This is a genomic window from Microlunatus parietis (genome assembly GCF_013407955.1).
GTDB classification, from domain to species: domain Bacteria; phylum Actinomycetota; class Actinomycetes; order Propionibacteriales; family Propionibacteriaceae; genus Microlunatus; species Microlunatus parietis.
In genome coordinates, this window is the sequence record NZ_JACCBU010000001.1 from 2,446,188 (window position 1) to 2,471,592 (window position 25,405).

The 25,405-nt window shown below is 70.6% G+C and carries 30 protein-coding genes; 9 read left to right on the forward strand and 21 right to left on the reverse strand.

The window, feature by feature from the left end:
* Positions 1 to 61 precede the first annotated feature (61 nt).
* The 8 genes from BKA15_RS11590 to BKA15_RS34820 form a co-directional block, all read right to left on the reverse strand.
* Positions 62 to 1,066, reverse strand: coding sequence for a DUF402 domain-containing protein (locus BKA15_RS11590; RefSeq protein WP_179750891.1), 1,005 nt, complete (start codon positions 1,064 to 1,066; stop codon positions 62 to 64).
* The gene (locus tag BKA15_RS11595) at positions 1,063 to 2,151 is read right to left on the reverse strand and encodes a family 43 glycosylhydrolase (protein WP_179750893.1); all 1,089 of its coding nucleotides are present in this window, start codon (positions 2,149 to 2,151) and stop codon (positions 1,063 to 1,065) included. Before BKA15_RS11595 ends, BKA15_RS11590 begins: the two co-directional genes overlap by 4 nt.
* 335 nt (positions 2,152 to 2,486) lie before the next feature.
* Positions 2,487 to 3,683 carry a THUMP-like domain-containing protein gene (locus tag BKA15_RS11600; RefSeq protein WP_179750895.1) on the reverse strand — a complete coding sequence of 399 codons (1,197 nt, stop codon included), beginning with the start codon at positions 3,681 to 3,683 and terminating at the stop codon, positions 2,487 to 2,489.
* Positions 3,684 to 3,685: 2 nt separating this feature from the next.
* Positions 3,686 to 4,729, reverse strand: a complete 1,044-nt coding sequence (gene tsaD, locus BKA15_RS11605) for a tRNA (adenosine(37)-N6)-threonylcarbamoyltransferase complex transferase subunit TsaD (RefSeq protein ID WP_179750897.1) — start codon at positions 4,727 to 4,729, stop codon at positions 3,686 to 3,688.
* Entirely contained in the window at positions 4,726 to 5,196 is a 471-nt protein-coding gene (locus BKA15_RS11610; RefSeq protein WP_179750899.1) for a GNAT family N-acetyltransferase, read from the reverse strand. The genes tsaD and BKA15_RS11610 overlap by 4 nt, the downstream gene beginning before the upstream one ends.
* Complete coding sequence (tsaB, locus tag BKA15_RS11615) at positions 5,196 to 5,867, reverse strand: tRNA (adenosine(37)-N6)-threonylcarbamoyltransferase complex dimerization subunit type 1 TsaB (RefSeq protein ID WP_179750901.1); 672 nt, start codon at positions 5,865 to 5,867, stop codon at positions 5,196 to 5,198. Before tsaB ends, BKA15_RS11610 begins: the two co-directional genes overlap by 1 nt.
* The gene (gene tsaE, locus BKA15_RS11620) at positions 5,857 to 6,801 is read right to left on the reverse strand and encodes a tRNA (adenosine(37)-N6)-threonylcarbamoyltransferase complex ATPase subunit type 1 TsaE (RefSeq protein ID WP_312878963.1); all 945 of its coding nucleotides are present in this window, start codon (positions 6,799 to 6,801) and stop codon (positions 5,857 to 5,859) included. Before tsaE ends, tsaB begins: the two co-directional genes overlap by 11 nt.
* 6 nt (positions 6,802 to 6,807) lie before the next feature.
* Positions 6,808 to 8,196 (reverse strand): DEAD/DEAH box helicase, encoded by a 1,389-nt coding sequence (locus tag BKA15_RS34820; protein WP_218871233.1) that lies wholly within the window; start codon positions 8,194 to 8,196, stop codon positions 6,808 to 6,810.
* A 60-nt stretch (positions 8,197 to 8,256) separates the two neighbouring features.
* Between BKA15_RS34820 and BKA15_RS34825 the strand changes: the two genes are divergently transcribed.
* Positions 8,257 to 8,910 carry a hypothetical protein gene (locus BKA15_RS34825; RefSeq protein WP_218871235.1) on the forward strand — a complete coding sequence of 218 codons (654 nt, stop codon included), beginning with the start codon at positions 8,257 to 8,259 and terminating at the stop codon, positions 8,908 to 8,910.
* Positions 8,911 to 9,263: 353 nt separating this feature from the next.
* Entirely contained in the window at positions 9,264 to 9,893 is a 630-nt protein-coding gene (locus BKA15_RS11630; protein ID WP_179750904.1) for a GNAT family N-acetyltransferase, read from the forward strand.
* Here the strand turns inward: BKA15_RS11630 and BKA15_RS11635 are convergent.
* Genes BKA15_RS11635 through BKA15_RS34830 form a run of 4 tightly spaced genes read right to left on the reverse strand, consistent with a single transcriptional unit; the run spans position 9,875 to position 14,060 of the window.
* Positions 9,875 to 11,128, reverse strand: coding sequence for an alpha/beta fold hydrolase (locus tag BKA15_RS11635; RefSeq protein WP_179750906.1), 1,254 nt, complete (start codon positions 11,126 to 11,128; stop codon positions 9,875 to 9,877). The genes BKA15_RS11630 and BKA15_RS11635 overlap by 19 nt on opposite strands.
* Complete coding sequence (alr, locus tag BKA15_RS11640) at positions 11,128 to 12,261, reverse strand: alanine racemase (protein ID WP_179750908.1); 1,134 nt, start codon at positions 12,259 to 12,261, stop codon at positions 11,128 to 11,130. The genes BKA15_RS11635 and alr overlap by 1 nt, the downstream gene beginning before the upstream one ends.
* 30 nt (positions 12,262 to 12,291) lie before the next feature.
* Complete coding sequence (locus tag BKA15_RS11645) at positions 12,292 to 13,737, reverse strand: bifunctional ADP-dependent NAD(P)H-hydrate dehydratase/NAD(P)H-hydrate epimerase (RefSeq protein WP_179750910.1); 1,446 nt, start codon at positions 13,735 to 13,737, stop codon at positions 12,292 to 12,294.
* 26 nt (positions 13,738 to 13,763) lie between these two features.
* Positions 13,764 to 14,060: a RidA family protein gene (locus tag BKA15_RS34830; RefSeq protein ID WP_218871237.1), complete on the reverse strand. Its 297-nt coding sequence runs from the start codon at positions 14,058 to 14,060 to the stop codon at positions 13,764 to 13,766.
* 211 nt (positions 14,061 to 14,271) lie between these two features.
* On the opposite strand from BKA15_RS34830, the gene BKA15_RS11655 reads away from it, so the two are divergent.
* Positions 14,272 to 15,153: an aminoglycoside phosphotransferase family protein gene (locus BKA15_RS11655; protein WP_312878965.1), complete on the forward strand. Its 882-nt coding sequence runs from the start codon at positions 14,272 to 14,274 to the stop codon at positions 15,151 to 15,153.
* A 9-nt stretch (positions 15,154 to 15,162) separates the two neighbouring features.
* Here BKA15_RS11655 and BKA15_RS11660 read toward each other — a convergent pair whose 3' ends face one another.
* From BKA15_RS11660 to BKA15_RS11670, 3 genes are all read right to left on the reverse strand, one after another.
* On the reverse strand, positions 15,163 to 15,945 hold the full coding sequence (locus BKA15_RS11660; RefSeq protein WP_179750912.1) for an ABC transporter permease: 783 nt from the start codon (positions 15,943 to 15,945) through the stop codon (positions 15,163 to 15,165).
* On the reverse strand, positions 15,942 to 16,901 hold the full coding sequence (locus BKA15_RS11665; protein WP_179750914.1) for an ATP-binding cassette domain-containing protein: 960 nt from the start codon (positions 16,899 to 16,901) through the stop codon (positions 15,942 to 15,944). The genes BKA15_RS11660 and BKA15_RS11665 overlap by 4 nt, the downstream gene beginning before the upstream one ends.
* A 93-nt stretch (positions 16,902 to 16,994) precedes the next feature.
* Entirely contained in the window at positions 16,995 to 17,525 is a 531-nt protein-coding gene (locus tag BKA15_RS11670) for an EXLDI protein (RefSeq protein WP_179750916.1), read from the reverse strand.
* Between the two features lie 83 nt (positions 17,526 to 17,608).
* Between BKA15_RS11670 and BKA15_RS11675 the strand changes: the two genes are divergently transcribed.
* The 4 genes from BKA15_RS11675 to BKA15_RS11690 are packed head-to-tail and all read left to right on the forward strand — an operon-like array spanning position 17,609 to position 20,320.
* The gene (locus tag BKA15_RS11675) at positions 17,609 to 18,286 is read left to right on the forward strand and encodes a TetR/AcrR family transcriptional regulator (protein WP_179750918.1); all 678 of its coding nucleotides are present in this window, start codon (positions 17,609 to 17,611) and stop codon (positions 18,284 to 18,286) included.
* A 5-nt stretch (positions 18,287 to 18,291) separates the two neighbouring features.
* Positions 18,292 to 19,152 (forward strand): class I SAM-dependent methyltransferase, encoded by an 861-nt coding sequence (locus tag BKA15_RS11680; protein ID WP_179750920.1) that lies wholly within the window; start codon positions 18,292 to 18,294, stop codon positions 19,150 to 19,152.
* A 46-nt stretch (positions 19,153 to 19,198) separates the two neighbouring features.
* On the forward strand, positions 19,199 to 19,738 hold the full coding sequence (locus BKA15_RS11685; RefSeq protein WP_179750922.1) for a hypothetical protein: 540 nt from the start codon (positions 19,199 to 19,201) through the stop codon (positions 19,736 to 19,738).
* A gap of 42 nt (positions 19,739 to 19,780) precedes the next feature.
* On the forward strand, positions 19,781 to 20,320 hold the full coding sequence (locus BKA15_RS11690; protein ID WP_179750924.1) for a hypothetical protein: 540 nt from the start codon (positions 19,781 to 19,783) through the stop codon (positions 20,318 to 20,320).
* Positions 20,321 to 20,340: 20 nt separating this feature from the next.
* Here BKA15_RS11690 and BKA15_RS11695 read toward each other — a convergent pair whose 3' ends face one another.
* The 4 genes from BKA15_RS11695 to glmS form a co-directional block, all read right to left on the reverse strand.
* The gene (locus BKA15_RS11695; RefSeq protein ID WP_179750925.1) at positions 20,341 to 20,742 is read right to left on the reverse strand and encodes a type II toxin-antitoxin system VapC family toxin; all 402 of its coding nucleotides are present in this window, start codon (positions 20,740 to 20,742) and stop codon (positions 20,341 to 20,343) included.
* The gene (locus BKA15_RS11700) at positions 20,739 to 21,008 is read right to left on the reverse strand and encodes an AbrB/MazE/SpoVT family DNA-binding domain-containing protein (RefSeq protein WP_179750927.1); all 270 of its coding nucleotides are present in this window, start codon (positions 21,006 to 21,008) and stop codon (positions 20,739 to 20,741) included. Before BKA15_RS11700 ends, BKA15_RS11695 begins: the two co-directional genes overlap by 4 nt.
* A 69-nt stretch (positions 21,009 to 21,077) precedes the next feature.
* Complete coding sequence (locus tag BKA15_RS11705; RefSeq protein ID WP_179750929.1) at positions 21,078 to 21,428, reverse strand: holo-ACP synthase; 351 nt, start codon at positions 21,426 to 21,428, stop codon at positions 21,078 to 21,080.
* Positions 21,429 to 21,441: 13 nt separating this feature from the next.
* Entirely contained in the window at positions 21,442 to 23,295 is a 1,854-nt protein-coding gene (gene glmS, locus BKA15_RS11710) for a glutamine--fructose-6-phosphate transaminase (isomerizing) (RefSeq protein ID WP_179750931.1), read from the reverse strand.
* A gap of 80 nt (positions 23,296 to 23,375) precedes the next feature.
* On the opposite strand from glmS, the gene coaA reads away from it, so the two are divergent.
* Entirely contained in the window at positions 23,376 to 24,338 is a 963-nt protein-coding gene (coaA, locus tag BKA15_RS11715) for a type I pantothenate kinase (RefSeq protein WP_179750933.1), read from the forward strand.
* A gap of 25 nt (positions 24,339 to 24,363) precedes the next feature.
* Positions 24,364 to 24,555 (forward strand): hypothetical protein, encoded by a 192-nt coding sequence (locus BKA15_RS11720; RefSeq protein WP_179750935.1) that lies wholly within the window; start codon positions 24,364 to 24,366, stop codon positions 24,553 to 24,555.
* Here the strand turns inward: BKA15_RS11720 and BKA15_RS11725 are convergent, their stop codons facing one another.
* Positions 24,556 to 25,005 (reverse strand): DinB family protein, encoded by a 450-nt coding sequence (locus BKA15_RS11725; protein ID WP_179750937.1) that lies wholly within the window; start codon positions 25,003 to 25,005, stop codon positions 24,556 to 24,558. It lies immediately after the preceding gene.
* On the reverse strand, positions 25,002 to 25,364 hold the full coding sequence (locus BKA15_RS11730) for a nuclear transport factor 2 family protein (protein WP_179750939.1): 363 nt from the start codon (positions 25,362 to 25,364) through the stop codon (positions 25,002 to 25,004). Before BKA15_RS11730 ends, BKA15_RS11725 begins: the two co-directional genes overlap by 4 nt.
* Between the last annotated feature and the right edge of the window lie 41 nt (positions 25,365 to 25,405).

Sequence of the window (25,405 nt, forward strand, 5' to 3'; positions counted from 1 at the left end):
CCGATCCGCTACCGGGCAAGGGTATCCCCAGGCCAACCCGACAACAAGCTGACGCCGATGATCACGCTCCGGCGAGTTGCCGGGCCCGATCGCGAGCCGGCGCCGAGACCGCCCCGAACTCACCACCGGACGTTGAACGGGATGCGGCCAGCGCGAAGGCCCGGTGTGCTCCGGCATAGTCGCTGGTGGCGAACCTCGTTGCGCCGAGCCGGTAGGCCAGGGCCGGCTCGCCGGGGTGTTCGCCCGCGAGCCTGCTCAACACCTCCAGCGCCGCGCCGATCCGACCAAGATCACGATCACACTCGGCGGCCAGCGAGCGGAGTCGGGGATCGTCGGGATCCATGATCAACATCTCGTCCAGGTACGCCCTCGCCTCGGCGGGCCGCCCGGTCCACAGGGCCTCGATCACCGGTCGGCACGGATCGTCGGCGAGGCCGGACCGGAACAGGCTGCGGTCGATGATCTCGGGTCGCAGCGTGAGCGGATCCAGCTGCCAGCCCGGCCCGCCGGAGATCGGCGCCCGCGCCTGGTCGAGCAGCCGCCACCCCGTACCGCCGAAGGCCGCCGGATAGCCGACCCGCAACTCCGCCGCCACCTCGTCGGCGGCCTGGCGCGCACGCTCGGCCGTTGCGGCCGAGAGGAGCCCGAGCCGCTCGGCGTCGGCCAGTTCGTCCTCGTCGACGAGGCCGTACCCTTCGTCGGAACACCACAGGTCCAGTTCCAGGTCGACGACGTCGATCCGGCCCGAATTGTGATCGATCCGGGCCGGCTCGGCGATGTCGACGGCGATCCAGGGACGTTCCCAGAGGCGGCTCAGCGGCGGCTCGCCCGGCACGAACCACCAGGCGCGGAACCAGCGCTCGAACGACACCAGCTGAAGACCGTCCGCGGGTTGCCGGCCGGTCCGGCCGTCCGAGTTGGTGATCTTGGTCCCGGCCGCACTGTAGAGCCACCAGCCTTCCGGGCCGGCCTGGACCAGCGTCGCCGGGTGCTCACTCCAGGTGCCGCCGAGTTTGAGCTTGCGCACCATGATCGACAACGACGGGGCGGGCCCGTCGATGATCATGCCGGGTCGAGGAAGCGCTTGACCTCCGGGGTGGCACCGTCATCGCCCCAACCGAGCGTGGCCGCGTAGATCACCCGCCGTTTGTCGGCCGGCAACGGGAAGACGTCGGCGCAGGGGGTCGTGGAGAGCGCCGGGCAGACCCAGCCGTGCAGCACCAGCCGCCACTCGCCGGGCGTTGCGGTCGGCGTCGGGTCGGCACCACCGGGACCGCAGACACCGGTCTTCTTCGTCGTCAGCAGACTCCGCTCGGGGCCGGCCGTGAAGCCTCTGGTCGGCGAGTTCGAACGCCACCAGACAGTGGCGTAGTCGCAGCTGAGGTAGTTGAACTTCGACGCGAACAGGACGAACTTGCCGCCCCGCTGCACCATCGCGGGATTCTCGATCTGGCCCTCGTACCGCTGCAGCTCGACACTCGGCGCGATCGCCGTGGTCCAGCTGGCGTCCACCTCGACGATCCGCAGCGTGGTGAGCGGATTCGGCCGCTGAGTCTTGTACAGCACGAATCTGCGGCCGTCCTCGGTCAGGATCGGGGACGCGTCGATCAGCCCGTCGCCGGGGTTGGGGGTCGGCGGTTGATCACTGGCATTGATCAACTCGCCGTTGTCGTGCCGGCGGGCGCCGGCCGGGCAACTGACCGGCCGGTCGGTCGGTTCGTACGGGCCGGCCGGGCCGACGTCAGACACGGCCACGCCGATGCAGCGCTGATTCGCGGCCAGGCCGTCGACCCGGGCCGAGTAGTAGAGCACGTACCGGTCCCCGCCGACGTGCACCGCGTCCGGCGCCCAGATCGGCGCGGGGAGCGCCCAGCCACCGGTCCCGGTCAGCGCCGGCCCCATCGCCTGCCACGGCCCGGCGGGCGTCGGCGCCTTGAGGTAGGGAGCTCCGGCGCCGGTCGTGAAGGCGTAGTACTCACCGTCCGCGAAGATCACGCCCGGATCGGCCGCGACCGTGCCCGCGAAGACCGGCTCGGGCGGTGCCGGCGTTCCCGCGACCGCCGGCACCACCGGACCGAGCAGCAGCCCGGCAACCGCCAGCAGCCTCGCGAGCCAGGCTCGCTTCCATGATCGACGTCGATCCATGATCATCTCCCTACCTTGAGATCTGCCACGTGGCAGAGACGATAGCGGCCGCCGCCCGGGACCACCAGCCCCCAACCTCCGCCACGGACACCCGCACAACCCGGCGCCCCCGGGTCCCATCCCCCAGCCGCGACCGCTACACCCATCCGCGACCGTTGCAACAGTCGCGGATCCGGCTGGCGGGGAGGCTGGCTCCAGCAGGCCCCCTCGCGGCAGCGCGCCCCGATCCCACAGGCGCGACCGCTACACCCATTCGCGACCGTTGCAACAGTCGCGAATGCGAGGAACAGTCGCGGATCCGGCTGGCGGGGAGGCCGGAGCAGGGCAGGGCGGCAGGAGGGTCAGACGCGGCGGACGTGCAGGGCCCGGGCGCCGGAGGGGGTTCGGGTGATCAGGAGGGTGGCCGAGGATGGGCCGCGGGGCTTGAGGCGGAGCCGGAGCAGGGCCGGGTCCAGGCTGATCCCGCGCTGCTTGATCTCCAGGGTGCCGATGCCGTTGTCGCGGACCCAGGCCCGGAGCACCTTCTCGCTGTACGGCAGCTCCTTGATCACTTCGAAGGCCGCGGCGGTGGGCGTCTCGATCAACTCGTCCGAGGTGAGATAGGCGACCTGCGGATCGAGCAGCGACGCGTCGAGCATCGCGCCGACGGTGCCGATCGCGCGCGATCTGATCACGGCTCCGATCGGTTCGTAGACGTACCGGAGCGGGCCGGAGACCGGCAGCTGCACCGGTTCGCTGACGATCCGGGTCTCGGGCATGATCAACGCCGACCAGCGGCCGGGCGCGGCACCCGGTCCGCTCCACAGGCCGAGTTCGACCGCCTCGCCGCCGGAGCTGAGCCACTCCGCCTCGACCGAGTCGTCGATCCGGTCGTGCGGCAGCCCGGGACCGAGCTTGATCCCGGTCGCGCCGGGCCGCCGCAGCAGCTCCGCGGCGAAGTCCCACGGCGGGCTGAAGTCGTCCGGATTCCACACCCGGCGGCCGGCGTTGCGTCGCGCAGGATCGAGGAACACGCCGTCCTCCGGCCCGGGCCGCACGGCGCCCTCGGTGACGTCGGCGATGATCACCTCGGCGGTCAGGTCCTCGGCATCGGCGACCCGCCGGGCAAGATCAAGATTGTGCCGGGCCAGGATCGCCGTCGCCGGATCCCGTTCCACCGCGACGACCGAGATCCCGGCCAGCAGGAAGGCGATCGCGTCCGCGCCGATGCCGCAGCCGAGGTCGAACACCCGCAGCGTCCCGGCCGCCGTGAACCGGTCGGCGTGGTGGCCGGAGACGTCGACCCGGGAGGCCTGTTGCAGACCGTCCGGCGACAGCAACAGCCCGCCGGGCAGCAGATCCAGGAGTTCGCCCAGCTTCGGCCGGGCCGCCCGCCACAAGGCGGCCTGGGTCAAGGCGGCCGCGGCCAGCTCGGGCCGGAACGCCCGGCGCAGGGCGGTCGCGGCTGCCAAGCTGTCCGGGTCGTCCTGCTCCATCGCCAGTTCGATCGCGGCCGCGCCCTCGATGGTGGTCAGCGCCGTCGCCGTCGCCGCGTCCATGATCAGACCACGATCGTCGACACCGGAAGCCCCGGGTCGGCACCGAGGTCGAGGCCGGACGGCCGCAGTCCGCGGCTCACCACCTCGGCACCGAGCGCGGCGATCATCGCGCCGTTGTCGGTGCACAGGGCGGGGCGCGGGGTGCGCAACGTGATCTTGTTCTCGGCGGCCCGCTCGGCGAGCAGCGCCCGCAGCCGGCCGTTGGCGGCGACTCCGCCGCCGATCAGCAGGTCGGTGGCGCCGGTCGCCCGGCAGGCGTCCATCGCCTTCGCCGACAGCACGTCGCAGACCGCCTCCTGGAAGCTCGCCGCAACGTCGGCGACCGGTACGTCCTGCCCGGCCAGCCGGCGCTCCTCGACCCAGCGGGCGACCGCGGTCTTCAGACCGGAGAAGGAGAAGTCGAACCGGTGCTTGATCAGATCCCGGTTGGTGCTGAGCCCGCGCGGGAACGAGATCGCGGTCGGATCGCCGTCCACCGCGGCGCGGTCGATGTGCGGCCCGCCGGGGTACGGCAGCCCGATCAACCGGGCCACCTTGTCGTACGCCTCGCCCGCCGCGTCGTCGATCGTCGACCCGAGCTCGGTGATCTTGCTTGCCATGTCCTCGACGGTGAGCAGCGAGGTGTGCCCGCCGGACACCAGCAACGCGGCGCACGGGCTGGGCAGCGAACCATGATCGAGAAGGTCGACCGCGACGTGGCCGGCCAGGTGGTTGACGCCGTAGAGCGGTTTGTTCAGCGCGTACGCCAGCGCCTTGGCCGAGGCCAGGCCGACGACCAGCGCGCCGACCAGACCGGGGCCGGCGGTGACCGCGATCGCGTCGATCTCGGTCAGGTCGACGTCGGCCGTCGCGCAGGCGCGTTCGAGCGTCGGCAGCATCGCCTCCAGGTGGGCCCGGCTGGCCACCTCGGGCACCACGCCGCCGAACCGTACGTGCTCCTCGACGCTCGAGGCGACCTCGTTGGCCAGCAGGTCGTGCCCACGCACGATGCCTACCCCGGTCTCGTCGCAGGAGGTCTCGATGCCCAAGATCAAAGGGCCGCTCATGTCGCCGCTCCAGGCTCTAGGTCGAGGTCGTACCGCTTCAAGATCAACGCGTGCCGGCCGGGCCCGTAGTAGTCGGTCCGGGCGCCGAGTTGCTCGAAACCGTTGCGCTGATAGAGCTCGATCGCCGCCTCGTTGTCGAAACGCACCTCGGCCAGCACCGAACGCACCCCGAGCGCGCGCACCGCCGCCAGTCCGGCCTCCAGCAACCGGCCGCCGATCCCCTGCCGGCGCTGATCATCGGCCACGACGATGCGGTGCAGATCGGCGACCTCGCCGGTGGTCCGCAGGGTGATCACTCCGAGCAGTCGTTGATCATCGTCGGCGGCGACCAGCACGGTCCGGCCATCGCCGGTCAGCTCGTCCCGCCAGCCGGTCTCGCTCCACTGTTCGCCGGTGTCGAAGCCGGTCCGTTCCAGCTCCATGATCGCGGCCAGGTCCGCCGGTCCCGCCGGGCTGATCGTGATCATCACGAGCGCCTCCGGTTGGCGGCCAGCACCGACTTCGGCCGGGACGGCTCGACGGCGTCGGGACGCCTGAGATACAAGGGTTCCAGGCCCACGTCCGGCAGGCCGAGGCCGGACGCCGCCAGGGTGCCGCCGTCCAAGATCAACTCGGGTCCGGCACCGTTCAACCGGTCCCGGTAGACCGCGGTCGCCGGGCCGTAGCAGGGCAGGTCCGGCACCCGGTCGGGCGAGCCGACCTCCGGTCCGGTCAGGCGCCGGCCGGACGCGTCGTACCGTGCCCAATAGACCTCGCGGCGGCGGGCGTCCGTGGCGATCACGAACTCGCCGGCCGGCCCGGCCTCCGCAACGGCCTGGGCGGCGAGCACGTCCAGGCTGCAGACGCCGCGGACCTCGATGCCTAGCGTCAGGCCGAGGGTACGGGCGGTGATGATGCCGACCCGCAGGCCGGTGAATGGGCCCGGGCCGACGCCGATCACGAGCCGCCGCTCCAGCTTCCGGTCCCGCGGATCGATCCCGGCGTCGGCGCAGACCTGATCGAGCAGGCCGATCAGGTGCTCGGCGTGCTTCATCCGATCCGGGGCAGTGGCGCGGCCGAGCACCGTACCGCCGCGGGCCAGGCCGACCGTTGCGACGGTCGAGGTGTCGATTCCGAGGACGTACGCCTCAGTCGGCATCGGTCACCCCTTCCCGCAGCGCCGTCAGGTTGGTTGTTTCCCAACGCGCCCCGACACCACGCAACAGTACGGTCCGGGTGTCGGTGCCGGGCGGCCGGTGGATCCCGATCTCGAGCCGGTCGGCGGACAAGCGCTCGGCCAGTCCCTCGCCCCATTCGATCAAGGTCACCGAGTCGGCCACCCGGGAGTCCAGATCAAGATCATCGAGCTCGTCCTCGCCGCCGATCCGGTACGCGTCGACGTGGACCAGGTCGGGCCGGCCGGACCCGGACGGATGGATCCGGGAGATCACGAACGTCGGCGAGATGATCGGCCCCTGGCTGTCCAGGCCCTGCCCGATGCCCTGGGTCAGCGTGGTCTTGCCGGCGCCCAGTTCGCCGGAGGCGATGATCACGTCACCGGCCTGCAGCAGCCCGGCCAGCCGGCGGCCGAGCGCGTGCATGGTGTCGGCGTCCGGGACCATGATCACGACCGGCAGCGGCTTGATCAGATAGACGCCGTGCGGCGCCTCCCGGTCGACCCGGTACCCCCGGTGCTGCCAGAACTCGATCAGCTCGGGGAACTCGGTGCGGGCGAACAGTTCCGCCTCGGTATGGCCTTCGGCGGCGGCCAGGTCCTCGGCCGCGCGGACCATGGCCGATGCGACGCCGTGGCGCTGGAACGCCGGATGCACCGAGACCCGTTGCAGGCTGGCCCGCTGCCCCGGCGTACCACCGATCAAGATCACGCCGGCCGGCTTCTGGGCCACGGTCGCGAACACCCCGACGCCACGCCGCAGCGCTTCGGCGACCGTGGCCGGCGTCTCGTCGATCGCCGTTGACGGCGGGTCGAGCGGCGGCCGGGCCCCGAAGGCGGCGTGGATGACCTCGACCATTCCGGCGGCGTCCTCGGGATCGGCCAGCCGGAGCTCGAGTTCAGGTACGGATGCGTTCACCAGCGGTCATCGTAGTGCGGCCGAATCGTCCCGACGCGGGCGGCGCCGGTCCCCGGAACCCCGCCGGTCCCCGAAGCCCTTGCGGCCCCCGGATCCCTGGCGGCCGCGGAACGGTCGCTGCCCCGTCCGGCCCGCGCCGCGCGGCGGCTTCGGCGGGCTGATCAGGCGCTGGTAGTCGGCATCGCTGATCGGCTCGCCGGTCGGGGTCCGGGCGCCGGTCGCGTCGACCAGGGCCGGGTCGCCGGATTCGCCGATCACCGGTGTGGCCTTGACGCCGGCCTGCCGGGTGAGCCGGTCCAGCTCGCGGCGCTGGTGCGGCAGCGCCAGGGTGACCACGGCGCCACTGCCACCGGCGCGAGCAGTCCGCCCGGCCCGGTGCAGGTATTCCTTCGGCCCGTTCGGCGGATCGACCTGGAGCACCAGGCCGACGTCGTCGACGTGGATGCCGCGGGCAGCGACGTCGGTCGCCACCAGCGCGGGAATCCGGCCCTCCTTGAACGCGGCCAGGATCCGGGTGCGGGCACCCTGGGTGAGGCCGCCGTGCAGCGCACCGGCGGTCACGCCGGCCTCGCGCAGCTGACCGGCGATCCGGTCGGCCCCCCGCTGGGTCCGGACGAAGATCACCGTACGGCCGTCGCGGGCCGCGAGTTCGGCGGTGAGCACCGTCTTGTCCTTCGGCTGGACGTGCACGACGTGATGGCTCATCGTCGCGACGCTGGCCCGGTCGGAGTCGACCTGGTGGGTGGCCGGGTCGGACAGATAGGTACGGACCAGCCGGTTGATGCCCGAATCCAGGGTGGCCGAGAAGAGCAGCCGCTGGCCGCCCGCCGGCACCGTGTCGAGCAGCGTCGTCACCGCGGGCAGGAAGCCCAGGTCGGCCATGTGGTCGGCCTCGTCGAGGACGGTGATCTCGATCTTGCTGAGGTCGCAGATGGCCTGGTCGAGCAGGTCGATCAGGCGGCCCGGCGTGGCGACGACCACGTCGACGCCCTGCTCGAAGGCGCGGCGCTGAGGTCCGTACGGCATCCCGCCGGCGATCAGCGTCACCGAGAGACCGACCGACTTGGCCAGCGGCGCGATGGCGTCCGCAACCTGCAGCGCGAGCTCGCGGGTCGGGACCAGGATCAGGCCCCGCGGCAGCCGCGAGGCCGTACCCGAGAGTCGGGCCAGCAGCGGCAGGCCGAAGCCGAGCGTCTTGCCGGACCCGGTCTGGGCGCGGCCGAGCACGTCCCGGCCGGCCAGCGCGTCGGGGATGGTCGCGGCCTGGATCGGGAACGGATCCTTGATCCCGTTCCCGGCCAGTACGCCGAGCAGCGGCTCCGGCAGCCCGAAGTCAGCGAAACCCGAGCCGGTGGCGTCGGCCTCGGCCGTCTCCTCGGGGCCCGTCCAGGTCATCAGATCCTGATCGGCCTCGTCGGCGGGGCGAGCCGGGCGGTCCCGGTCGCCGAAGCGGTCGTGCCGCGGTCCGCGGGTGTTGCCGTAGCGATCGCCCGGGGCGTCGTCGCGGCGCGGCCGGTTGTCGCCGAAACGGTCACCACTGCGCGGCCGGTCGTCGCGCTGACGGTCGAACGGGCGACGGTCGTCGCCGAAGCGGTTCTCGCGGGGACGCTCGTCACGCTGCCGGTCGAACGGGCGACGGTCGTCGCGGGGGCGGTCGTCGCGGGGCCGGTCGTTGCGCGGCCGGTCGTCCCGACGGAAGCGATCGCTGCCGGACCGGTCGTCCCGACGGCCACGATCATCACGGAACCGGTCATCGCGCGGACGCTCGTCGCGCGGACGGTCGTCACGGAACCGATCGCCGCGTCCCCGGTCATCGCGCGGACGGTCGTCGCGGGTCCGATTGAACCGGTCGCCACGGTCCCGGTCGTTCCGGGACCAGCTGTCGCCGGAGCGACCGTCGCGGGAGCGGTCGGTGCGGTTGCGGTCGTCCCGGGGACGTTCCGTACGTACGTTGTCGTCGCGGCTGTACCGCTCGTCCGGACCGGACCGGTCGTCCCGGGTCCGCTCGCTGCGGAAGCCCTGGTCGGGGCGACGGCTGGGCCGACGGCCGCGGTCGGCCCGCTCCTTGGCGGTCCAGCGGTCCTTCTTGGTGTTGGAGGTCTTGGTTGACTTCGGGCGCGCGCGGGAACCCGCGGCAGTGCTCGACATCTTGATGCTGCTCACTTCTCTGCCCATAGGCGGGCGATCGCTCGGTTCGCTCACACGATCGATCGACCACAGGGGGCACGAAGAAGAGAGAACCGGTGGTCCGCCGTCGGCGGACGCATGGCCCAGGAGCGGAAATCGTCCCGGGGAGACCCCTACCTTAGCAACCGGACCCGCCTTCCCACGAATCGGCGGGTTAGGCCTCGCCGGGAGCGTGGCCGAAATCCAGCGGACTTCGCATCGATCTGGCCCAACGCGCCCAGAACGGACGAAGTGCGCTGGAATTCGGTCAGAGCCGGGCGGTTAGGGTGCCGAGCGTGTGGTTCGTCGAGGCCTGGGTGACCGGGTGGATCAAGTCGCGGCGGCCGCCGTCAGCGGAACGGGTCGACGGGGGCTGGTTCATCCGCAGGGACACCGACTTCGAGTCGTGTCGCTGGGTGCTCACCCGGCCGGACCCGGATCGGCTGGCCGAGATCGTGGCCGGGCCGGTGCCGGACGCCGCCTGCGTGAAGTTCGCCGGCGATCCGCCGGCCTGGCTGCCGCGGTTCGGGCCCGGCTGGGTCGAGGCCGACCCCGGTTGGTTCATGGCCCGCGAACTCGGGCCGGCCGACGCGTCGCCAGCACCGGACGGCCACCGGCTCGAGGTCTCGGTCGAGCCGGAGTTGATCATGGTCCGGGTGCGGGACGGGTCCGGTGAGCTCGCCGCGTCGGGCCAGTGCGGCCTGGTCCCGCCGTATGCCGTGCCGGACAAGATCGTCACCGAGGAGCCACACCGGCGCCGCGGCCTCGGCCGGGTGGTGATGCGCGAACTGCAGCGGCTCTCGTACGACAGCGGAGCCCGGACCGCCGTGCTGTCGGCGACAACGGACGGCCGCGAGCTCTATCGGAGCCTCGGCTGGCGGGAACTCAGCGGACTGGTCGGCGCCTACTACCGGCCCGGTTCCTGATCACCGGCTCGTTCTTGATCTAGAGCGCGCCCCTGATCAAGAACGATCGGCTCCTTGGCCCGGGCGATCAGCCGGTCCAGCACGGGGTTGATCTCGCTGTGTCGCTCGATGATACCGAGGTGACCGCAGCGTTCCAGCCGGTGTGACTCGGCGTCCGGGAGCAGCGCGATGATCTTGTCGGTGTGTTCGATCGGGGTGATCACGTCGTCCACGCCGCCGACGACCGCGGTGGGGATCCGCCGGAGCACCCGGAGGGCTTCGTACTCGTCGAGTTCGGCGAAGGCCGGATAGAAGTCGGCGACCACCTCGAGCGGGGTCCGGCCGAGCATCTCGCTGACGAACTCGATCCAGGAGACCGGCGGGTCGGCCGAGCCGAAGGCCATCCGTCGGGTCACCACGTAGCCGATGTCGGAGCCGGCCTGGCGGCCCTTCTCGACGAGTTCCGGGATCCGGTTCAGCGTCGCCATCAGCGGCGGGGCGATCCGGGTGAAGGCCCGGCCCGGCAGGGCCCGGATCGGCGAGTGATCGGCCAACTCCCCCGCCGACGTGGCGAACAGCGCCACCCCGCGGACCTTGGTGCCGAACCACTCCGGCCGGGTCTGGGCCAGGCGCATGATCGTCATGCCGCCCATCGAATGGCCGATCAAGATCACCGGCCGGTCGCCGGTCAGTTCGTCCAGCACCTGGGCAAGATCATCGGAGAGCTGCGGGATCCGGCAGCGGTCCGGGTCGGACCGGCCGGACCGGCCGTGCGAGCGCTGGTCGTAGAGGACCTGCCGGTAGCGGCCGCGGAAGTACTTTCGCTGGAAGTGCCAGCAGTCCAGGCTGAGCGCGTACCCGTGCACGAAGACCAGGGTCGGCCGTTGCGGATCGTCCTCCTCGGGCTCGTCGATCTCGGTGTGCAGCAGCACGCCGTCGGCCGTGGTCAGGATCGGGCCGTCGGACCGCAGCCCGAAGAAGTTCTCGTCGGTCCGGTCGGAGTGGCGCTGGATCCGTTTGCTGATGAACCGGCGTTCCAGTTCCAGCCCGGCCGCGATCCCGCCGGCGGCCAGCGCGGCGAAGCCGGCCAGCAGGCCGAGCCCCTCGCCGATCCCCAGCCTGGACCTGGCCGGCGGCGTCGCTGCCCGGCGGGCCGGGGCCGGATCCGGCCCGGGCGCCGGTTTCGGGCCGGGGGTCGGTCTCGGTCGGGGCGTCGGTTTCGGGCGTGGTGTGGGTTGCGGGCGTGGTCTGGGCATCAGTCCGTACCGTTCCGGTAGCGTCGCGGCACCCGGGCGCCGATCCTGGTGACGATCTCGTACGCAATCGTGCCGCACCACTCGGCCCAGTCCTCGGCGGTCGGCTCGCCGGCCGAACCGGGCCCGAACAGCACCGCCTCGTCGCCGAGCTTGCCGCCGTCCGGCCCGAGATCGACGACGAACTGGTCCATGCAGATGGTGCCCCGGTTCGGTGCCCGCCGGCCGGCCACCTCGACCTCGATCCGATTGGTACCGTGCCGCGGTACGCCGTCGCCGTAGCCGAGCGGCACCAGGCCGACCACGGTGTCCCCGGTGGACGTCCAGCGGCAGCCGTACGAGATCGAGACGCCGGGCCCGATCGCGTGGACGTTGGCCAGCTGGGCCCGCAGCGTCATCGCCGGCGTCAACGTGATCCCGGCCAGGTCGGCGAGGCCGGGTGCCGGGTCGATGCCGTACGCGGCGATGCCGATCCGGACCAGGTCGAAGCGGGCGTCGGGCAGGATCATCGCGCCGGCCGAGTTGGCCAGGTGCCGCTGCGGGTCGAGACCGGCCGCACGCGCCTGCTGGTACGCGGCGTCGAAGGCTTGCTGCTGCAGCGGAACCGACGGATGGCCCGGTTCGTCGGCGGCAGCCAGGTGGGACCAGACCGCGATCACCTCGACCCCGCCCCGTTCCTGGGCCGTGCGGGCAGCGGCGCAGAGGGCCGGCCAGTCGGCGGCGTCGCAGCCGTTCCGGGTCAGGCCGGTGTCGATCTTGAGATGGATCCGTGCGGTACGGCCGGTCGCGTCGGCGGCCGCGGCGACCCGGGCCAGCTGGTCGGTGGACTGGATCGAGACGTCGACGTCGGCGGCGACCAACGGGGTCAGGTCCTCGTCGGGCCCGTACAGCCAGCAGAGCACCCGGCCGGTGTCGCCCGCGGCCCGCAGCCCGAGGGCCTCGTCCGGGATCGCGGCACCGAGCCAGTCTGCACCCGCGGCGCGGGCCGCCTCGGCGGCGGGGACCATCCCGTGCCCGTATCCGTCGGCCTTGACCACGACCATCACGGCCGCCGGCGCGACCAGGTCCCGCAGCGTGCCGACGTTGCGCCGGATCGCTGCGAGGTCGATCTCGGCGCTCGCGGTCTGATGGTCCACGAGGTCCTTTCTACCGCAGCACCTCCCGAGTCAGCCGGAACGTCCGTCCCCGATTCGCGCCAGCCCGGCCAACTCGGCGATGGTCTCCGGGAGCATTCGGGCCAGATCCTGCGGCGGGCGCGGCCCGGGGTGCCGGGCAGCGGCGTACGCCTGGAGGGAGGCGGCCAATTGGCCGGCCCGGAACGCGGGCTGCCCGGCCGCGAGCAGGGTGCCGCAGATCCCGGCCAGGACGTCGCCCGAACCGGCCTGCGCGGTCCAGGACGGCCCGGGCAGCGCGACCCAGACCGGCCCGGTGTCGGGCGAGGCGACCAGTTGGGTGGCGCCCTTGAGCAGCACCGTGGCCCCGGTCCGTTCGGCGCCGGCCCGGACCGCCGCGATCGGGTTCGCCTCGACCTCGGAGCGGTCGCGGCCGAGCAGCCGGGCCAGTTCACCGGCGTGCGGGGTGAGCAGCCAGCTGGACGGCAGCCGGTCCGGGAGATAGCGGAGGCCATCGGCGTCGACGACGGCCGGGGTGCCCGCGTCCAGTGCGTCCTTGATCAACCGGGCGCCGTCCGGCCGGTCGCCCCAGCCGCAGCCGAACACGTGCGCCTGGACCCGGCCCGGCGCGAGCACGACGTTGGGCAGTTCGGCGACAACCAGCGACGTCGGGTGATCGGGGCCGAGGAACCGGACCATCCCGGCGCCCGAGTGGACGGCGCCGAGCGTCGACAGCAGCCCGGCGCCCGGGTAGCTGTCCGACCCGGTGTCCAGGCCGACCACCCCGCGCGCGTACTTGTCGACTTGTCGTCCCGGGTACGGCCACCGAGCCGCGAGCCCGGCCACGTCGAGCCCGATCAGGTCGGGCCGCGCCGAGGTGAAGTCGAGGCCGATGTCGATCATGGTCAGCTCGCCCGTGGCCGACCGGCCCGGTTCGACCAGGTGGCACGGCTTGCGGGCACCGAACGTGACCGTACGGCGGGCCCGGATCCACTGATCACCGACGGCCCCGGTGTCGCTGGCGACGCCGGACGGCAGGTCGACAGCGATCACCGGAACGCCCTGGCCTGCCAGACTTCCGGCCAACGCCGCGACCGGTTCCGGCAGCCCGGGACGGCCGCCGATGCCGAGAATCCCGTCGATCGCGAGATCCCAGTTCTGGTCCGGCAACTCGGCCAGACCGACCACCCGCCCGCCGGCCTGCTCGAGCGCCGCGCGACCCTCGGGATGCGGAGTACCGAGGCAGCTCACCGCCAGCACCCGAGCTCCCCGGCGGGCCAGCGACGCGCCCGCATACAGGGCGTCGCCGCCGTTGTTGCCGCCGCCGACCAAGATCAACACCCGCGCGCCATAGACCCGGCCCCGGATCTTGATCAATTCCCGTCGGGCCACCGCCGCCACCCCGGCCGCGGCCCGCCGCATCAGCGCGAGCCCGACCCGGTCGATCTCGACCTGCTCCACCTCGCGGACCGTCGCGGTCGAATAGGCGCGCTGTTCCATGAGGCCCAGGCTAGTGTCTGCGTCAGTCAGGACTTCAGGGTCAGCTCGGCGGCGACGATCACCGGCAGGTTCAGCGGCAGCGCGGAGACACCGATCGCGGTGCGGGCATGCCGGCCGGCGTCACCGAAGATCTCCAGCACCAGTTCCGACACCGGATTGATCACCGCCGTGGTCTGCGGATAGCCCTCGGCCGCGTTGACGTACCCGCTGATCGTCAACCAGGCCTCGACTCGGTCAAGATCGCCGAGTTCGGTGCGCAGCGCGGCGATCATGGCCAGCCCGGTCAGCCGCGCCGACTCCTGTGCCTCGGCCAGGCTGACCACGTCGGGCACCCTGCCGAACGGTCCGGCCGGGCTCCGTCGGCGCCGATCGCGCCGTGCCCGCTGAGAAAACAGCGTCAGCCGACGACGCGCCCCCAGTCGAACGGGATCCGCGCGCCCGGCGGCGCGGCAGTGGGCGGCGGCAGCTCCACACCGAGCTCCGCCAGGCGAGCTTCGAAGGGCATGAGGTCAGTCTGGCACTAGGGTCGTCGCTGTGGTGGAGATCCCGGAGAGCTTTCGTGCTATGCCGCGGTGGTGGCACGACGGCACCGCGTGGCTTGACCAGCTGCCGGAGTTGATCACCGAGACCTGCCGGCGACTGCGGCTCACCGTGGACGGGCCGGCCCGGCACGGTTCGAATGCGCTGGTGCTTCCGGTCCGACGGGACGGACTGCCGTACGTGCTCCGGCTGAACCCGCCCGATGATCATGATCTTCCCGCCCAGGTCGCGGCGCTGGAGTTCTGGGCCGGCCGCGGCACGGTCCTGTTGCACGAGGCCGACCCGGCGGTCGGCGCGATGCTGCTGGAACGGCTCGACGGCGACCGGTCCCTCTCCTCGCTGCCGCTCGCGGAGGCGGTGCCGATCATCGCCCGGGTGATGCGGCGGTTGGCGGTGGACCCGCCCGAGGGCGTACCGACCACGGACTCCTGGCTCCGCAGCGGCGCCGAGCGGTTCGGCCGCGAGTGGGAGGAGCTCGACCGGCCGTTCCCGGCCCGCCTCCTCGACGGCGTTCTCGAGGCGACGGGCCGGTTGATCACCGAGCCCGGCGAGGACCGAGCCGTGAACGGCGACCTGCACCACGACCAAGTGCTGGCGGGCGAGCGGGAGCCCTGGCTGGTGGTCGATCCGGTGCTGATTCGCGGCGACATCGAGTACGACCTCGCCCGGATCCTGTGGAGCCGCCTGGACGAGATGGCCGACCAGGACGTCCATGATCATCTCCGGACCGTGGTCGAGGTGGCCGGCCTGCGCGCTGAGCGGGCCCGCTGCTGGGTGATCTTCCGGGCCGCCGACTACCTCTTCTGGGGCCTGCGGCACGGCCTCACCGAGGACCCGCCCCGCTGCCGCCGCCTGCTCGACCTGCTCCTGACCTGACCCCGACGGTCAGCGGCTGGGGTCGCGGCGGTACAGGTGCCGGGACCAGAGGAAGCCGCCAACCGAGATCACCAGGCACCAGCCGATCGCGAGGATCCAGCTGTAGCCGATCGGGGTGCCGAACAGCAGGCCGCGCAGCGTCTCCATGATCGGCGTGAACGGCTGGTACTCGGCGAACCAGCGCAGCCCGACCGGCATCGAATCGGTCGGCACGAATCCGCTGCCCAGGAAGGGAAGCAGGGTCAGCGGCATCGGCAGGTTGCTCGCCGACTCCACGGTCTTGGCCACCAGGCCGAGGGCGACACAGAGCCAGGTCAGCGCGAAGCCGATCATGGTGATCACACCGATCACACCGAGCCACTGCAACGGCCCGGCCGGCGACCGGAAGCCGATCAGCAGCGCGACGCCGATCACCACCGCGGAGATCAACAAAGTCTGCACGACGCCGCCGATCACGTGCGAGGCGAGCACCGACGGCCGGAAGATCGCCATCGTCCGAAACCGGGCGATGACGCCCTCGGTCATGTCCATCGCGGCGGACACCGCGACGCCCTGGGCGCTGGCCGCGACACCCATCACGAGGATGCCGGGCACCACGTAGTTGAGGTAGTCGGCCCGGCTGCCCCCGATGCCGGCCCCGAGGGTGCCACCGAAGACGTACACGAAGAGCAGCATGAAGATGATCGGCATCCCGATCAGCAGCAGGGTCATGCTCGGGTAGCGGACGATGTGCAGGAGTTTGCGGCGGGCCATCGCCATCGTGTCGGCGGCCGCGTACGTGAGCGTACTCATCGGACTGATTCCTTCTCGTTCGTGATCATGGATTCGTTCGGCTGGCCGGTCAGAGCCAGGAAGACGTCGTCGAGATCCGGCGTGTGGACGGAGAGCTCGGCGATCTCCACGCCGGACCGGTCGAGCCGGTCCAGCACCGTGCGCAGCGACCGGACGCCGCCGTCGCTGGGTACCTGCAGGGTGAGCGCCTCCAGGTTGGGCACCGACCCGTCCAGCGCCACGGTCGCCGCGCCGAGTGCCTCGGCGTCGCCGAACCGGAGCAGCAGGTGACCACCGGCGATCCGGCCCTTCAGCTCGGCGGCCGTACCCTCGGCGATCAGTCGGCCGTGATCAAGGACCGCGATCCGGTCGGCCAACTCGTCGGCCTCCTCCAGATACTGGGTGGTCAGGAAGATCGTCACGCCGCCGGCGACCAGCTCCCGGATGATCTGCCACATGGTCCTTCGGCTGCGCGGATCGAGACCGGTGGTCGGCTCGTCCAGGAAGATGATCTTGGGATCGCCGACCAGGGTCATCGCCAGGTCGAGCCGGCGCCGCATGCCACCGGAATAGGTGGCGGCCGGCTTCTTGGCCGCGTCGACAAGATCGAACTGCTCCAGCAACCGGGCCACGGTCGCGTCGGCCTCGGCCCGGTCCAGGTGGTGCAGCCGGGCCATCAGGCGGAGGTTCTCGGCTCCGGTGAGCAGGCCGTCGACCGCAGAGAACTGGCCGGTGACGCCGATCGCGGCGCGCACCGCGTCGGGTTCGGTGGCCAGGTCGTGGCCGGCAACCCGGGCCCGGCCCGCGTCCGGCGTGATCAAGGTGGACAGGATGTTGACGGTGGTCGTCTTGCCGGCGCCGTTGGGGCCGAGCAGGGCGAAGATCGTTCCGGTGGCGACGGTCAGATCGACCCCTTCGAGCACGGTCAGGTCGCCGTAACTGCGACGGAGGCCGACGGCCTCGATGGCTGTGGGCATGGCTGCGCCTTTCCAGGTGTGGTGCGAGGTGGGCAGGCTCGAAAGACCGGAGTACGCCCGGAGTCCCTCGGTTGTGGTGTGGTGTGGCCTAGCTCAGATGTCCAGGTCTTCGATCAGCGGATGATCTTGGGCCGACGCGACGAGGTCGTACAGCTTGGCCGGGATCTTGGGTTTCAGTTCCTCGACGGTGTCGACCACGTCGAGGGTCGATTCGCCCTCGGTGAAGCTCCAGCTCTGGTTGGCGCTGAGGTTGCCGACCCAGGCCCGCCAGCCCTGACTCCATTTCTCGGCGTTCTCGGACTGGTCCTTCCATTCCGGCGATCGTTCGGTGTGCACCACGAACTTGCCGGTACGGCTCTGGTAGACCTTGATCGTCGCCACCGACGTCGCGGTGGTGTCCATCCATTCGGCCAGCAGCATCCCGGAGAACCGGACCTTGCGACCGACGCCGAGGCCGACCTTGACGACGACCTCCTCGAAGCCCTCGAGCTTGCCCTCCTCGAACTCCACGAACCGCCGGAGTGCGGTGGTGATCGCCTGGGACAGGCTGCCCCCGGCCAGCTCCTGAGCCCGGGCGAAGAGCTCCTGGTCGCTGTCGGAGACATAGATCGTCTTGTTCGGCATACGCAGAACTATACATATACATATGCGTACGCCACAAGCGCCGAACCTTGTGAAGGTCTGAACGGAGGATTAGGATACTGAACATGAGTTCAGTCGAGACGAAGGGCGACGACCTGACGGCACGGGCGCGGATCCGCAACGTCGCCATCGCGCACTTCGCCAGGGACGGTTTCACGCGGGCCAAGGTTCGTTCCATCGCCGCCGAGGCCGGGGTGAGCGTCGGGCTGATCTTCCACCACTTCGGCAGCAAGGACGGCCTCCGAGCCGCCTGCGACGCGTACGTCCTGGCGACCGTCAGCGACCGCGCCCGTGCCGCCGCCCGGCCGTCCGGCGCCGGGCTTCCCGAACTGCTCGACGCCTACCTGGCCGACCCCGAGGCCTATCGCCGGCAGGCGCTCTACCTGGCCCGCGCGATCGAGGAGGACGTGCCGGCCGCCGGGCCGCTGGTCGAGGCGCTGGTGGCCGAGGCCGAGGCGATCTTCCGGGCCGGCGCCGAGGACGGCTCGTTCCGGCACACCGACGATCCCAGGGCACTGGCCGTGCTGACCTTGATCATCAGCCAAGGCATCCTGACCATGCCGGCCGCACTGGTCCGGGCACTCGGCGCGGAGGACTTCGGCCCGGAGGCATTGCGCCGCCTGACCGGGCCGGCGCTCGAACTCTTCACCCGCGGCGTGTACGTCGACGACTCCGTGACCCGCAGCGCGACCGATGCGTGGATCAGGTCGATGGCCCGCCCTCCCAACCCAGGAAAGGATTGAGCCGGATGACCATGACACTTCCAGCGTTCTCGCCGGCCGAGAGCAGCCTCTGGCTGACCCAGTGCGGACGCGCCCTGGACAGCAGGTTGCCGAACCCGCTGCTCGGTGACACCACAGCGGACGAGATCGTGATCAAGACCGGCTACGACCTCGCCCGGTTCCCGTTGCCGAAGAGCAAGATCATCGACATCGCCGCCCGAGCGAAGAAACTGGACGACATCGTCACCGCCTTCGTCGCGACCCATCCGGACGCGGTCGTTCTCGATCTTGGTGCCGGGTTGGACAGCCGGGCTTCCCGAGTCGATCCACCAGCGACCGTCCGGTGGTACGACATCGATCTCCCCACCGTCGTCTCGGTACGGGAGCAGGTCGTTCCGGTACGGCCTGGCGTGCGCTCGCTGGCCGCCGATCTCAAGGATCATGGCTGGCTCGGTGATCTTCCCCGCGACCGGCCGGCCGTGATCGTCGCCGACGGCCTGATGCCGTTCCTGACCGCGGAGGGCTTCGCGTCGCTGCTGCGAAGGCTCGTTGATCATTTTCCGGCCGGCGAGATCGCGTTCAACGGTTACCCGAAGCTCGCCGTCTGGGTGGTGAAACACTTCCCGAAGCAGTTCGGCTCGATCGCGCCCGACGTGGTCAACCCGGGCTCCGACGACCCGCACGACCCGGAACGCTGGGCTCCCGGACTGACACTGGTCGAGGAGTCGTATCCGACCCGCGACGCCGACCTCGGCCAGCTGTCTCCCGCGACCCGGCTGATCGGTCGTGCGATGACCGGCCTGCTGTCGATCAACCCCCGCCGGCTGCGCAGCGTGAGTACGGTCGTCGACCGCTACCGCTTCGGCGAGCCGGGAACGGAAGCCTAGGGTAGGTCTTCACCCGCGGAGCCGCTCGACCATCTACCTTCGAACCATGGGCCGGACGACCTCGCTGTGGTGGGTGCTGTTGATCATCGTCCTGGTGACCGCCGGATGCACCCCGCCGCCCCCGCACGAGCCTCGGCCGGCACCGATCCTGCGTCCACTGGTGGACGGCCGGTGTCCCCGCGACGGAGTCGGCCTGATCCAGCCCCTCGAGGACGCGGACCCCTATCGCGGCTCGCTGCCGCCCGAGGGCTTCCGGCCGGTCACGGCGATCCGCTGCACCGGCAACCTGGGCCGGTCCCAGAACGGGTACGAGATCTTCGACGTCACCGAGTACTCCACCGCGGTCACTCCCGAACTGCTGGCGGCGCTCGCCCTCCCCGACGAGGTGCCGAAGCGGGCCGACTTCGGTTGCCCGGAGAACCTGGAGCCGACGCTCTTCTTGCTGCTGGTCGACGCCACCGAGCGCGGCTACCGGCCACGCGTCCCGATCACCCCGTGCGGCCGGCCGCTGTCGGAGGTCAAGCGCGTGGTCGAGGCGATGCCGTGGCGAGCCCAGGCGAAGTTCACGATCAAGCACCGATCCTGATCGAACCCCGCGCCCGGCACACAGGAGTCCTACCCTCGATCCATGGCCCGCTGGCTGCGGGGCTGCTGGCTGGCCGCCCTGCTCATGATCACGTACGGCTGCGTTTCGGCCGACACGATGAGCCCCCGACCGTCGCCGACGCCGGCGCCGCTGGTGGACGGTCGCTGCCCGCGCGACGGCGACGGGGTGGTCCACCCGGACGTCCCGGACGATCCGTACCTCGGTGGGCTGGCACCAGCCGGATTCGTCGCGACCGGGGTGATCCGGTGCCTGGTCGACGAGCCGCTGACCCGCAAGGACGGGCGGTTCGACTACCTCGTCCGCGAACTCGTCGGCGCGCCGTCGGACGTCCTGTCGCAGGCACTGTCGCTGCCGGACGACCGAGTGCCCGGTTGGCATGAGGCTTGTCCGGCCAGAGCGGAGATTCCGATCCGGTTGCTGCTGGTCGACGCCACCGGACAGGGCTACTGGCCGCGGATCCCGATCACCTGGTGCCACGAAGCCAGATCCGAGGTGTACGCGGCGGTCGAGGCCATCGCCTGGCGAGAGCGCACCAGCTTCCGGGTCGTCCGTGACCGGTAACGAACCCCAGCCCCGCCGACTCAGTCGGTGAGCAGGCGCCAGCCAAGTCGCTGTGCCGCGGCCCGGTCGAAGGTCACCACCTCGTCGGCGCCGAAGCGATCGACCGCCCCCTGGACCAGGGCGTCGGCGAAGTCGGCGCCGGTGTCCTCGGCCAACATCAACGCCCGGACGACACCTTCACCGTCGTCGAACTCCAACGTCGGCGTCTCGACCAGCCCGCGGATCACGCTGAGACAGGATTCCCGGTCGAGCCGGTAGCTGCGCGAGATCACCCAGTAGAACTCCGCCATCACGACCTGGGTGATGAAGCCGGGTCTCTCCGCTGTCAGACCGCTAAGAAAGGAGCGTGCCAGGTCCGCAGAAGCCGTGTCGTCGACCTTGGCAATCGCCCGGACCAGGATGTTCGTGTCAACACCGATCACGGTTCGTCCCGTACGCCGCGCATCCCGCTCTCGGCGGCAGCTTCGGCGATCGCCTCGTTCATCTCCTCGATGGTCAGCGGCGGTTGGCCCGGCCGATGGAGGATTCCGAACAGGTCTTCGATCCGCCCCGTCCGGGCGACGATCCGATAGTCGCGCGGGCCGAGCTTCACGAACATCACCTTCGACCCGGGCACCAGCCCGAGATCTTCCCGTACGTCCCGGGGCACCGTGATCTGCCCCTTGCTGGTCATGGTCGCGGCCGTCATTCCAGCTCCTTACCTTATCCGTGCACGCCTTACCTCAAGGGTACATGCAAGGAGGAGAGCCGGCCAGCGTCATTGCTCGCAGACGACCATCGCCGAGGCGATGCCGGCGTCGTGGGAGATGGAGAGGTGGATGGTGCCGACGCCGAGTTGTTCGGCCCGGGCGGCGACCGTACCGATGATCTTGAAGGAGGGCCGTCCCTCTCCGTCGGTGATCACCTCGGCGTCGGTCCAGATCATCCCGCTCGGCGCACCGAGCGCCTTGGCCAGGGCTTCCTTGGCGGCGAACCGGGCGGCCAGCGAGGCGGTCGACTTCTCCGCCTCGGCCGGCGTGAACAGCCTGGTGATCAAGCCCGGCCGACGTTCGATCGTCTCGGCGAACCGGGACACGTCGCAGACGTCGATCCCGACCCCGATGATCATCGTGTGCGGGGACTCACTCGACCGTGACCGACTTGGCCAGGTTGCGGGGCTGGTCCACGTCGTGACCCTTCCGGGTGGCCAGCTCACAGGCGAACACCTGCAGCGGAACGACGGCGAGCATCGGCTGCAACAGCGTGGACACCTTGGGCAGTTTGATCATGAGATCCGCGTACGGCTCGACGGCTTGATCATCGGCCTCGGCGAGCACGATGGTCCGCGCGCCGCGGGCCCGGATCTCCTGGATGTTGGAGACCACCTTGTCATGAAGTTGATCACGACCGCGCGGCGGCACCACGACGAACACCGGAAGTTGATCATCGATCAGGGCGATCGGGCCGTGCTTCAGCTCGCCGGCGGCGAACCCCTCGGCATGGATGTACGCGAGCTCCTTGAGCTTCAACGCACCCTCCAGTGCGACCGGGTAGCCGACGTGCCGGCCGAGGAACAGCACCGACGGCTCGTCGGCGAACTCCTCGGCGAGCTTGATCACCGGCTCGATCCCGTCCAGCACCGACTGGATCGCGGCCGGCATCGCCTCCAGTTCGGCGACGGTGGCGGCGATCTCGTCGTCGAACTTCGTGCCGCGCACCTGGGCCAGATAGAGCCCGAGCACGTAGCAGGCGACCAGCTGGGTCATGAAGCCCTTGGTCGACGCGACGCCGATCTCCGGCCCGGCGTGGGTGTAGATCACGGCGTCCGACTCCCGCGGGATCGTGGACCCGTTGGTGTTGCAGATCGCCAGCACCCGCGCCTTCTGCTCCCGGGCATGCCGGACCGCCATCAACGAGTCGGCCGTCTCGCCGGACTGCGAGATGCAGACGACCAGCGTGGTCGGCCCGACGATCGGGTCCCGGTAGCGGAACTCGTGGGCCAACTCGACCTCGCAGGGCAGCCGGGTCCAGTGCTCGATCGCGTACTTGGCGACGAGTCCCGCATAGAACGCCGTACCGCAGGCGACGATGATGATCTTGTCGATCTTGCGCAGGTCGTCCTCGGACATCCGCAGCTCGTCCAGGACCAGCTTGCCCTCCTTGGAGTGCCGGCCCAGCAGCGTGTTCGCGACCGCATCCGGCTGCTCGTAGATCTCCTTGCGCATGAACCAGTCGTAGCCGTCCTTCTGGGCGGCGGTCAGGTCCCAGTCGACGTGGTACGGACGCACGTCGGCGGGCCGCCCCTCGAAATCGGTGACCGTCACCCCGGACGAGGTGATCTGGACGACCTGGTCCTGGCCGAGCTCGATCGCGTCCCGGGTGTGCTCGATGAACGCGGCCACGTCGGAGGCGAGGAAGTTCTCCCCCTCGCCGACGCCGACCACCAGGGGCGAGTTGCGCCGGGCGCCGACGACCAGATCCGGCGTGTCCCGGTCCACCGCGACCAGCGTGAAGGCCCCGTCCAGCCGGACGCAGACCCGGCGCATCGCGGTCGCGAGGTCGACGCCCTCGTCCAGCAGCCGGCCGATCAGGTGGGCGACGGTCTCGGTGTCGGTCTCGGAACTGAGCGGGATCCCGGCCGCGACCAATTCGGCCCGCAGCGCCGCGAAGTTCTCGATGATGCCGTTGTGCACGACCGCGACCCGGCCGTCGGCGGACAGGTGTGGGTGGGCGTTGGTGTCGTTCGGCGCGCCGTGGGTCGCCCAGCGGGTGTGCCCGATCCCCTGGCCGGTCAGCGGCAGCGGGTGATCGGCGAGCTCCTTGTCCAGGTTGGCGATCTTGCCGGCCTTCTTCACGCAGCGGAGCGTCCGCGCCACACCCTCGTCCACCACGGCCACCCCGGCGGAGTCGTACCCGCGGTATTCCAGGCGGCGCAGCCCCTCGACCACAACCGAGCCTGCGGGCTTGGTTCCGACGTATCCGACGATTCCACACATGCCCGACAGGCTAGACCACCCCACGGCGCCCTGATCCCGGGTTTCGCCCTGGTGGCGCCGATTCGGCAGAATGCCTCCTTGTGGTTCAGCGGTTCACCGGAAACGGCAACGGCCTCGGCCCGTACGTCGAGCGCGACCGGGCCGATTGGGCTGAGTTGGCGGCATCGACCCCACTCACCCTCGACGCGGCGACCCTAGAGAAGCTGCGCGGACTGCGCGACCCGACCCGGCTGATCGACGTCAGCGAGGTCTACCTGCCGCTGACCCGGCTGCTCAGCGAGTACGTCCGGCACACCGGCAACCTGTATCGCTCGACCAACGAGTTCCTCCGGCTCTCGGTGGATCGGACGCCGTTCGTGATCGGGGTCGCCGGCTCGGTCGCGGTCGGCAAGTCGACCATGGCCCGGCTGCTCCGTGAACTGCTGGCCGGCTGGCCGGAGCATCCGCGGGTCACCCTGATCACCACCGACGGCTTCCTGCTGCCGAACGCGGAGTTGGAGCGCCGCGGACTGATGCACCGCAAGGGTTTCCCGGAGTCGTACGACCGCCGGGAGCTGCTCCGGTTCGTGATCGACGTGAAGTCCGGCAAGGAGGAGGTCACCGCGCCGGTCTATTCACACCTGACCTACGACATCGTGCCGGGCGAACAGGCCGTCGTCCGGCGGCCCGACATCATGATCATCGAGGGCCTCAACGTGCTGCAGCCGGCCCGGGTCCGCGCCGACGGCACCACCGGGCTGGCGGTGAGCGACTTCTTCGACTTCTCCGTCTACGTCGACGCCGATCCGGTCGACATCCGGGACTGGTACATCCAGCGCTTCCTCTCCCTCCGCGACACCGCGTTCCAGGACCCGCGCTCGTACTTCGTCAAGTATGGGAAGTTCACCGAGGAGGAGGCGATCGCGGAGGCCGGCCGGATCTGGGACTCGATCAACGGGCCGAATCTGTGGACCAACATCCGCCCGACCCGGGGCCGCGCGACCGCGATCCTGCGCAAGGATTCCGACCACCGAGTGAAATGGGTACGGATCCGGAAAGTCTGAGTCGGGACCGCTAGCGTACGAGGGCATGAGCAACCCGTATCAGGAGCGGTCCGAGACCAAGGTGATCATCGGTGCCGGTACCGCGATCAAGTTCGGCTTCTTCGCCGCGTTCGGGGTGGTGCTGTTCTCGCTCGTCCTGTCGGTGATCATGTTGATCATCAGCGCGGTGCTGTTCCTGGCGTTCCGGGTGCAGGTCCCGCTGCCGTTCCCCAATTGATCAACGGGGACCGAGGCCGGTCGCGCCGTCGATCAGTTCGCGGGCCACGTCGAGGTGACCGGCGTGCCGGGCCGTCTCCTCGATCAGGTGCAGCAGCACGGTCCGTACCGAATCCGACAGGGGTACGTGCTCGGGCGGCACCGGACCGCGCGGCCGGTCGTCCAGCGCCAAGTCGGCCAGCGCCCGATCCGATCGGGCCCACTGCTCGCGATAGGCCTGCACCGCACCGATCCCGACCGGATCCGGGCCGACCTCCTGGCCCGCGAGCAACCCGTGGCACCAATAGCGCTCGGCGCCGGTCAGATGCATGATCATGCTCGCCGGCGTCCAGCCGCTGGGCACCACCGACCGAGCCAGCGCGGCCTCGTCGAGCCCGTCGACGATCGCCACCACGCTGTCCCGCTGGGCCTGCAGATAGTGCAGCAGGTCGGCCCGGTCGGGCTCGTTCATCCGGCGTCGTCCGTCAGCGGCACCAGGTAGGACTCGACCCGGCTGATCCTGTCGCCGGCGAACGTGAAGACATCGTTGAACGCGAACCGGTGCACCCGCCCGTCGACGAACGTGCCCTGTCCCGTGCCCAGGGCGACCACCGCGTCCTCGCCCTCGATCAGCCGGTCGATGATCAAGATCGGACTGCCGCTGAAGGCCTCGTTCTCGATCTCGCCGTCGAACGCGTCCTTGCCCTGCAGGTGGCGGAACCCGGGCAGGTCCCAGATCACGTCGTCGGTGAGCAGGGCCAGGATCGCCTCATGATCACTGCGGCGGAACCCCTCGAAGTAACGTTGCACGATGTCTTGGCGGTCAGTCATGGCGGCATCGTAATCAGTCATCGCAACTGGTTGCAAATCAG

Coding starts and splice junctions, on each gene's coding strand:
- BKA15_RS11590 (WP_179750891.1), bottom strand. CDS start 1,066: ATGATCATCGACGGGCCCGCCCCGTCGTTGTCGATCATGGTGCGCAAG.
- BKA15_RS11595 (WP_179750893.1), bottom strand. CDS start 2,151: ATGATCATGGATCGACGTCGATCATGGAAGCGAGCCTGGCTCGCGAGG.
- BKA15_RS11600 (WP_179750895.1), bottom strand. CDS start 3,683: ATGGACGCGGCGACGGCGACGGCGCTGACCACCATCGAGGGCGCGGCC.
- tsaD (WP_179750897.1), bottom strand. CDS start 4,729: ATGAGCGGCCCTTTGATCTTGGGCATCGAGACCTCCTGCGACGAGACC.
- BKA15_RS11610 (WP_179750899.1), bottom strand. CDS start 5,196: ATGATCACGATCAGCCCGGCGGGACCGGCGGACCTGGCCGCGATCATG.
- tsaB (WP_179750901.1), bottom strand. CDS start 5,867: ATGCCGACTGAGGCGTACGTCCTCGGAATCGACACCTCGACCGTCGCA.
- BKA15_RS34820 (WP_218871233.1), bottom strand. CDS start 8,196: ATGACCTGGACGGGCCCCGAGGAGACGGCCGAGGCCGACGCCACCGGC.
- BKA15_RS11635 (WP_179750906.1), bottom strand. CDS start 11,128: ATGCCCAGACCACGCCCGCAACCCACACCACGCCCGAAACCGACGCCC.
- BKA15_RS11645 (WP_179750910.1), bottom strand. CDS start 13,737: ATGGAACAGCGCGCCTATTCGACCGCGACGGTCCGCGAGGTGGAGCAG.
- BKA15_RS11660 (WP_179750912.1), bottom strand. CDS start 15,945: ATGAGTACGCTCACGTACGCGGCCGCCGACACGATGGCGATGGCCCGC.
- BKA15_RS11665 (WP_179750914.1), bottom strand. CDS start 16,901: ATGCCCACAGCCATCGAGGCCGTCGGCCTCCGTCGCAGTTACGGCGAC.
- BKA15_RS11670 (WP_179750916.1), bottom strand. CDS start 17,525: ATGCCGAACAAGACGATCTATGTCTCCGACAGCGACCAGGAGCTCTTC.
- BKA15_RS11675 (WP_179750918.1), top strand. CDS start 17,609: ATGAGTTCAGTCGAGACGAAGGGCGACGACCTGACGGCACGGGCGCGG.
- BKA15_RS11680 (WP_179750920.1), top strand. CDS start 18,292: ATGACCATGACACTTCCAGCGTTCTCGCCGGCCGAGAGCAGCCTCTGG.
- BKA15_RS11685 (WP_179750922.1), top strand. CDS start 19,199: ATGGGCCGGACGACCTCGCTGTGGTGGGTGCTGTTGATCATCGTCCTG.
- BKA15_RS11690 (WP_179750924.1), top strand. CDS start 19,781: ATGGCCCGCTGGCTGCGGGGCTGCTGGCTGGCCGCCCTGCTCATGATC.
- BKA15_RS11700 (WP_179750927.1), bottom strand. CDS start 21,008: ATGACGGCCGCGACCATGACCAGCAAGGGGCAGATCACGGTGCCCCGG.
- BKA15_RS11705 (WP_179750929.1), bottom strand. CDS start 21,428: ATGATCATCGGGGTCGGGATCGACGTCTGCGACGTGTCCCGGTTCGCC.
- glmS (WP_179750931.1), bottom strand. CDS start 23,295: ATGTGTGGAATCGTCGGATACGTCGGAACCAAGCCCGCAGGCTCGGTT.
- BKA15_RS11720 (WP_179750935.1), top strand. CDS start 24,364: ATGAGCAACCCGTATCAGGAGCGGTCCGAGACCAAGGTGATCATCGGT.
- BKA15_RS11725 (WP_179750937.1), bottom strand. CDS start 25,005: ATGAACGAGCCCGACCGGGCCGACCTGCTGCACTATCTGCAGGCCCAG.
- BKA15_RS11730 (WP_179750939.1), bottom strand. CDS start 25,364: ATGACTGACCGCCAAGACATCGTGCAACGTTACTTCGAGGGGTTCCGC.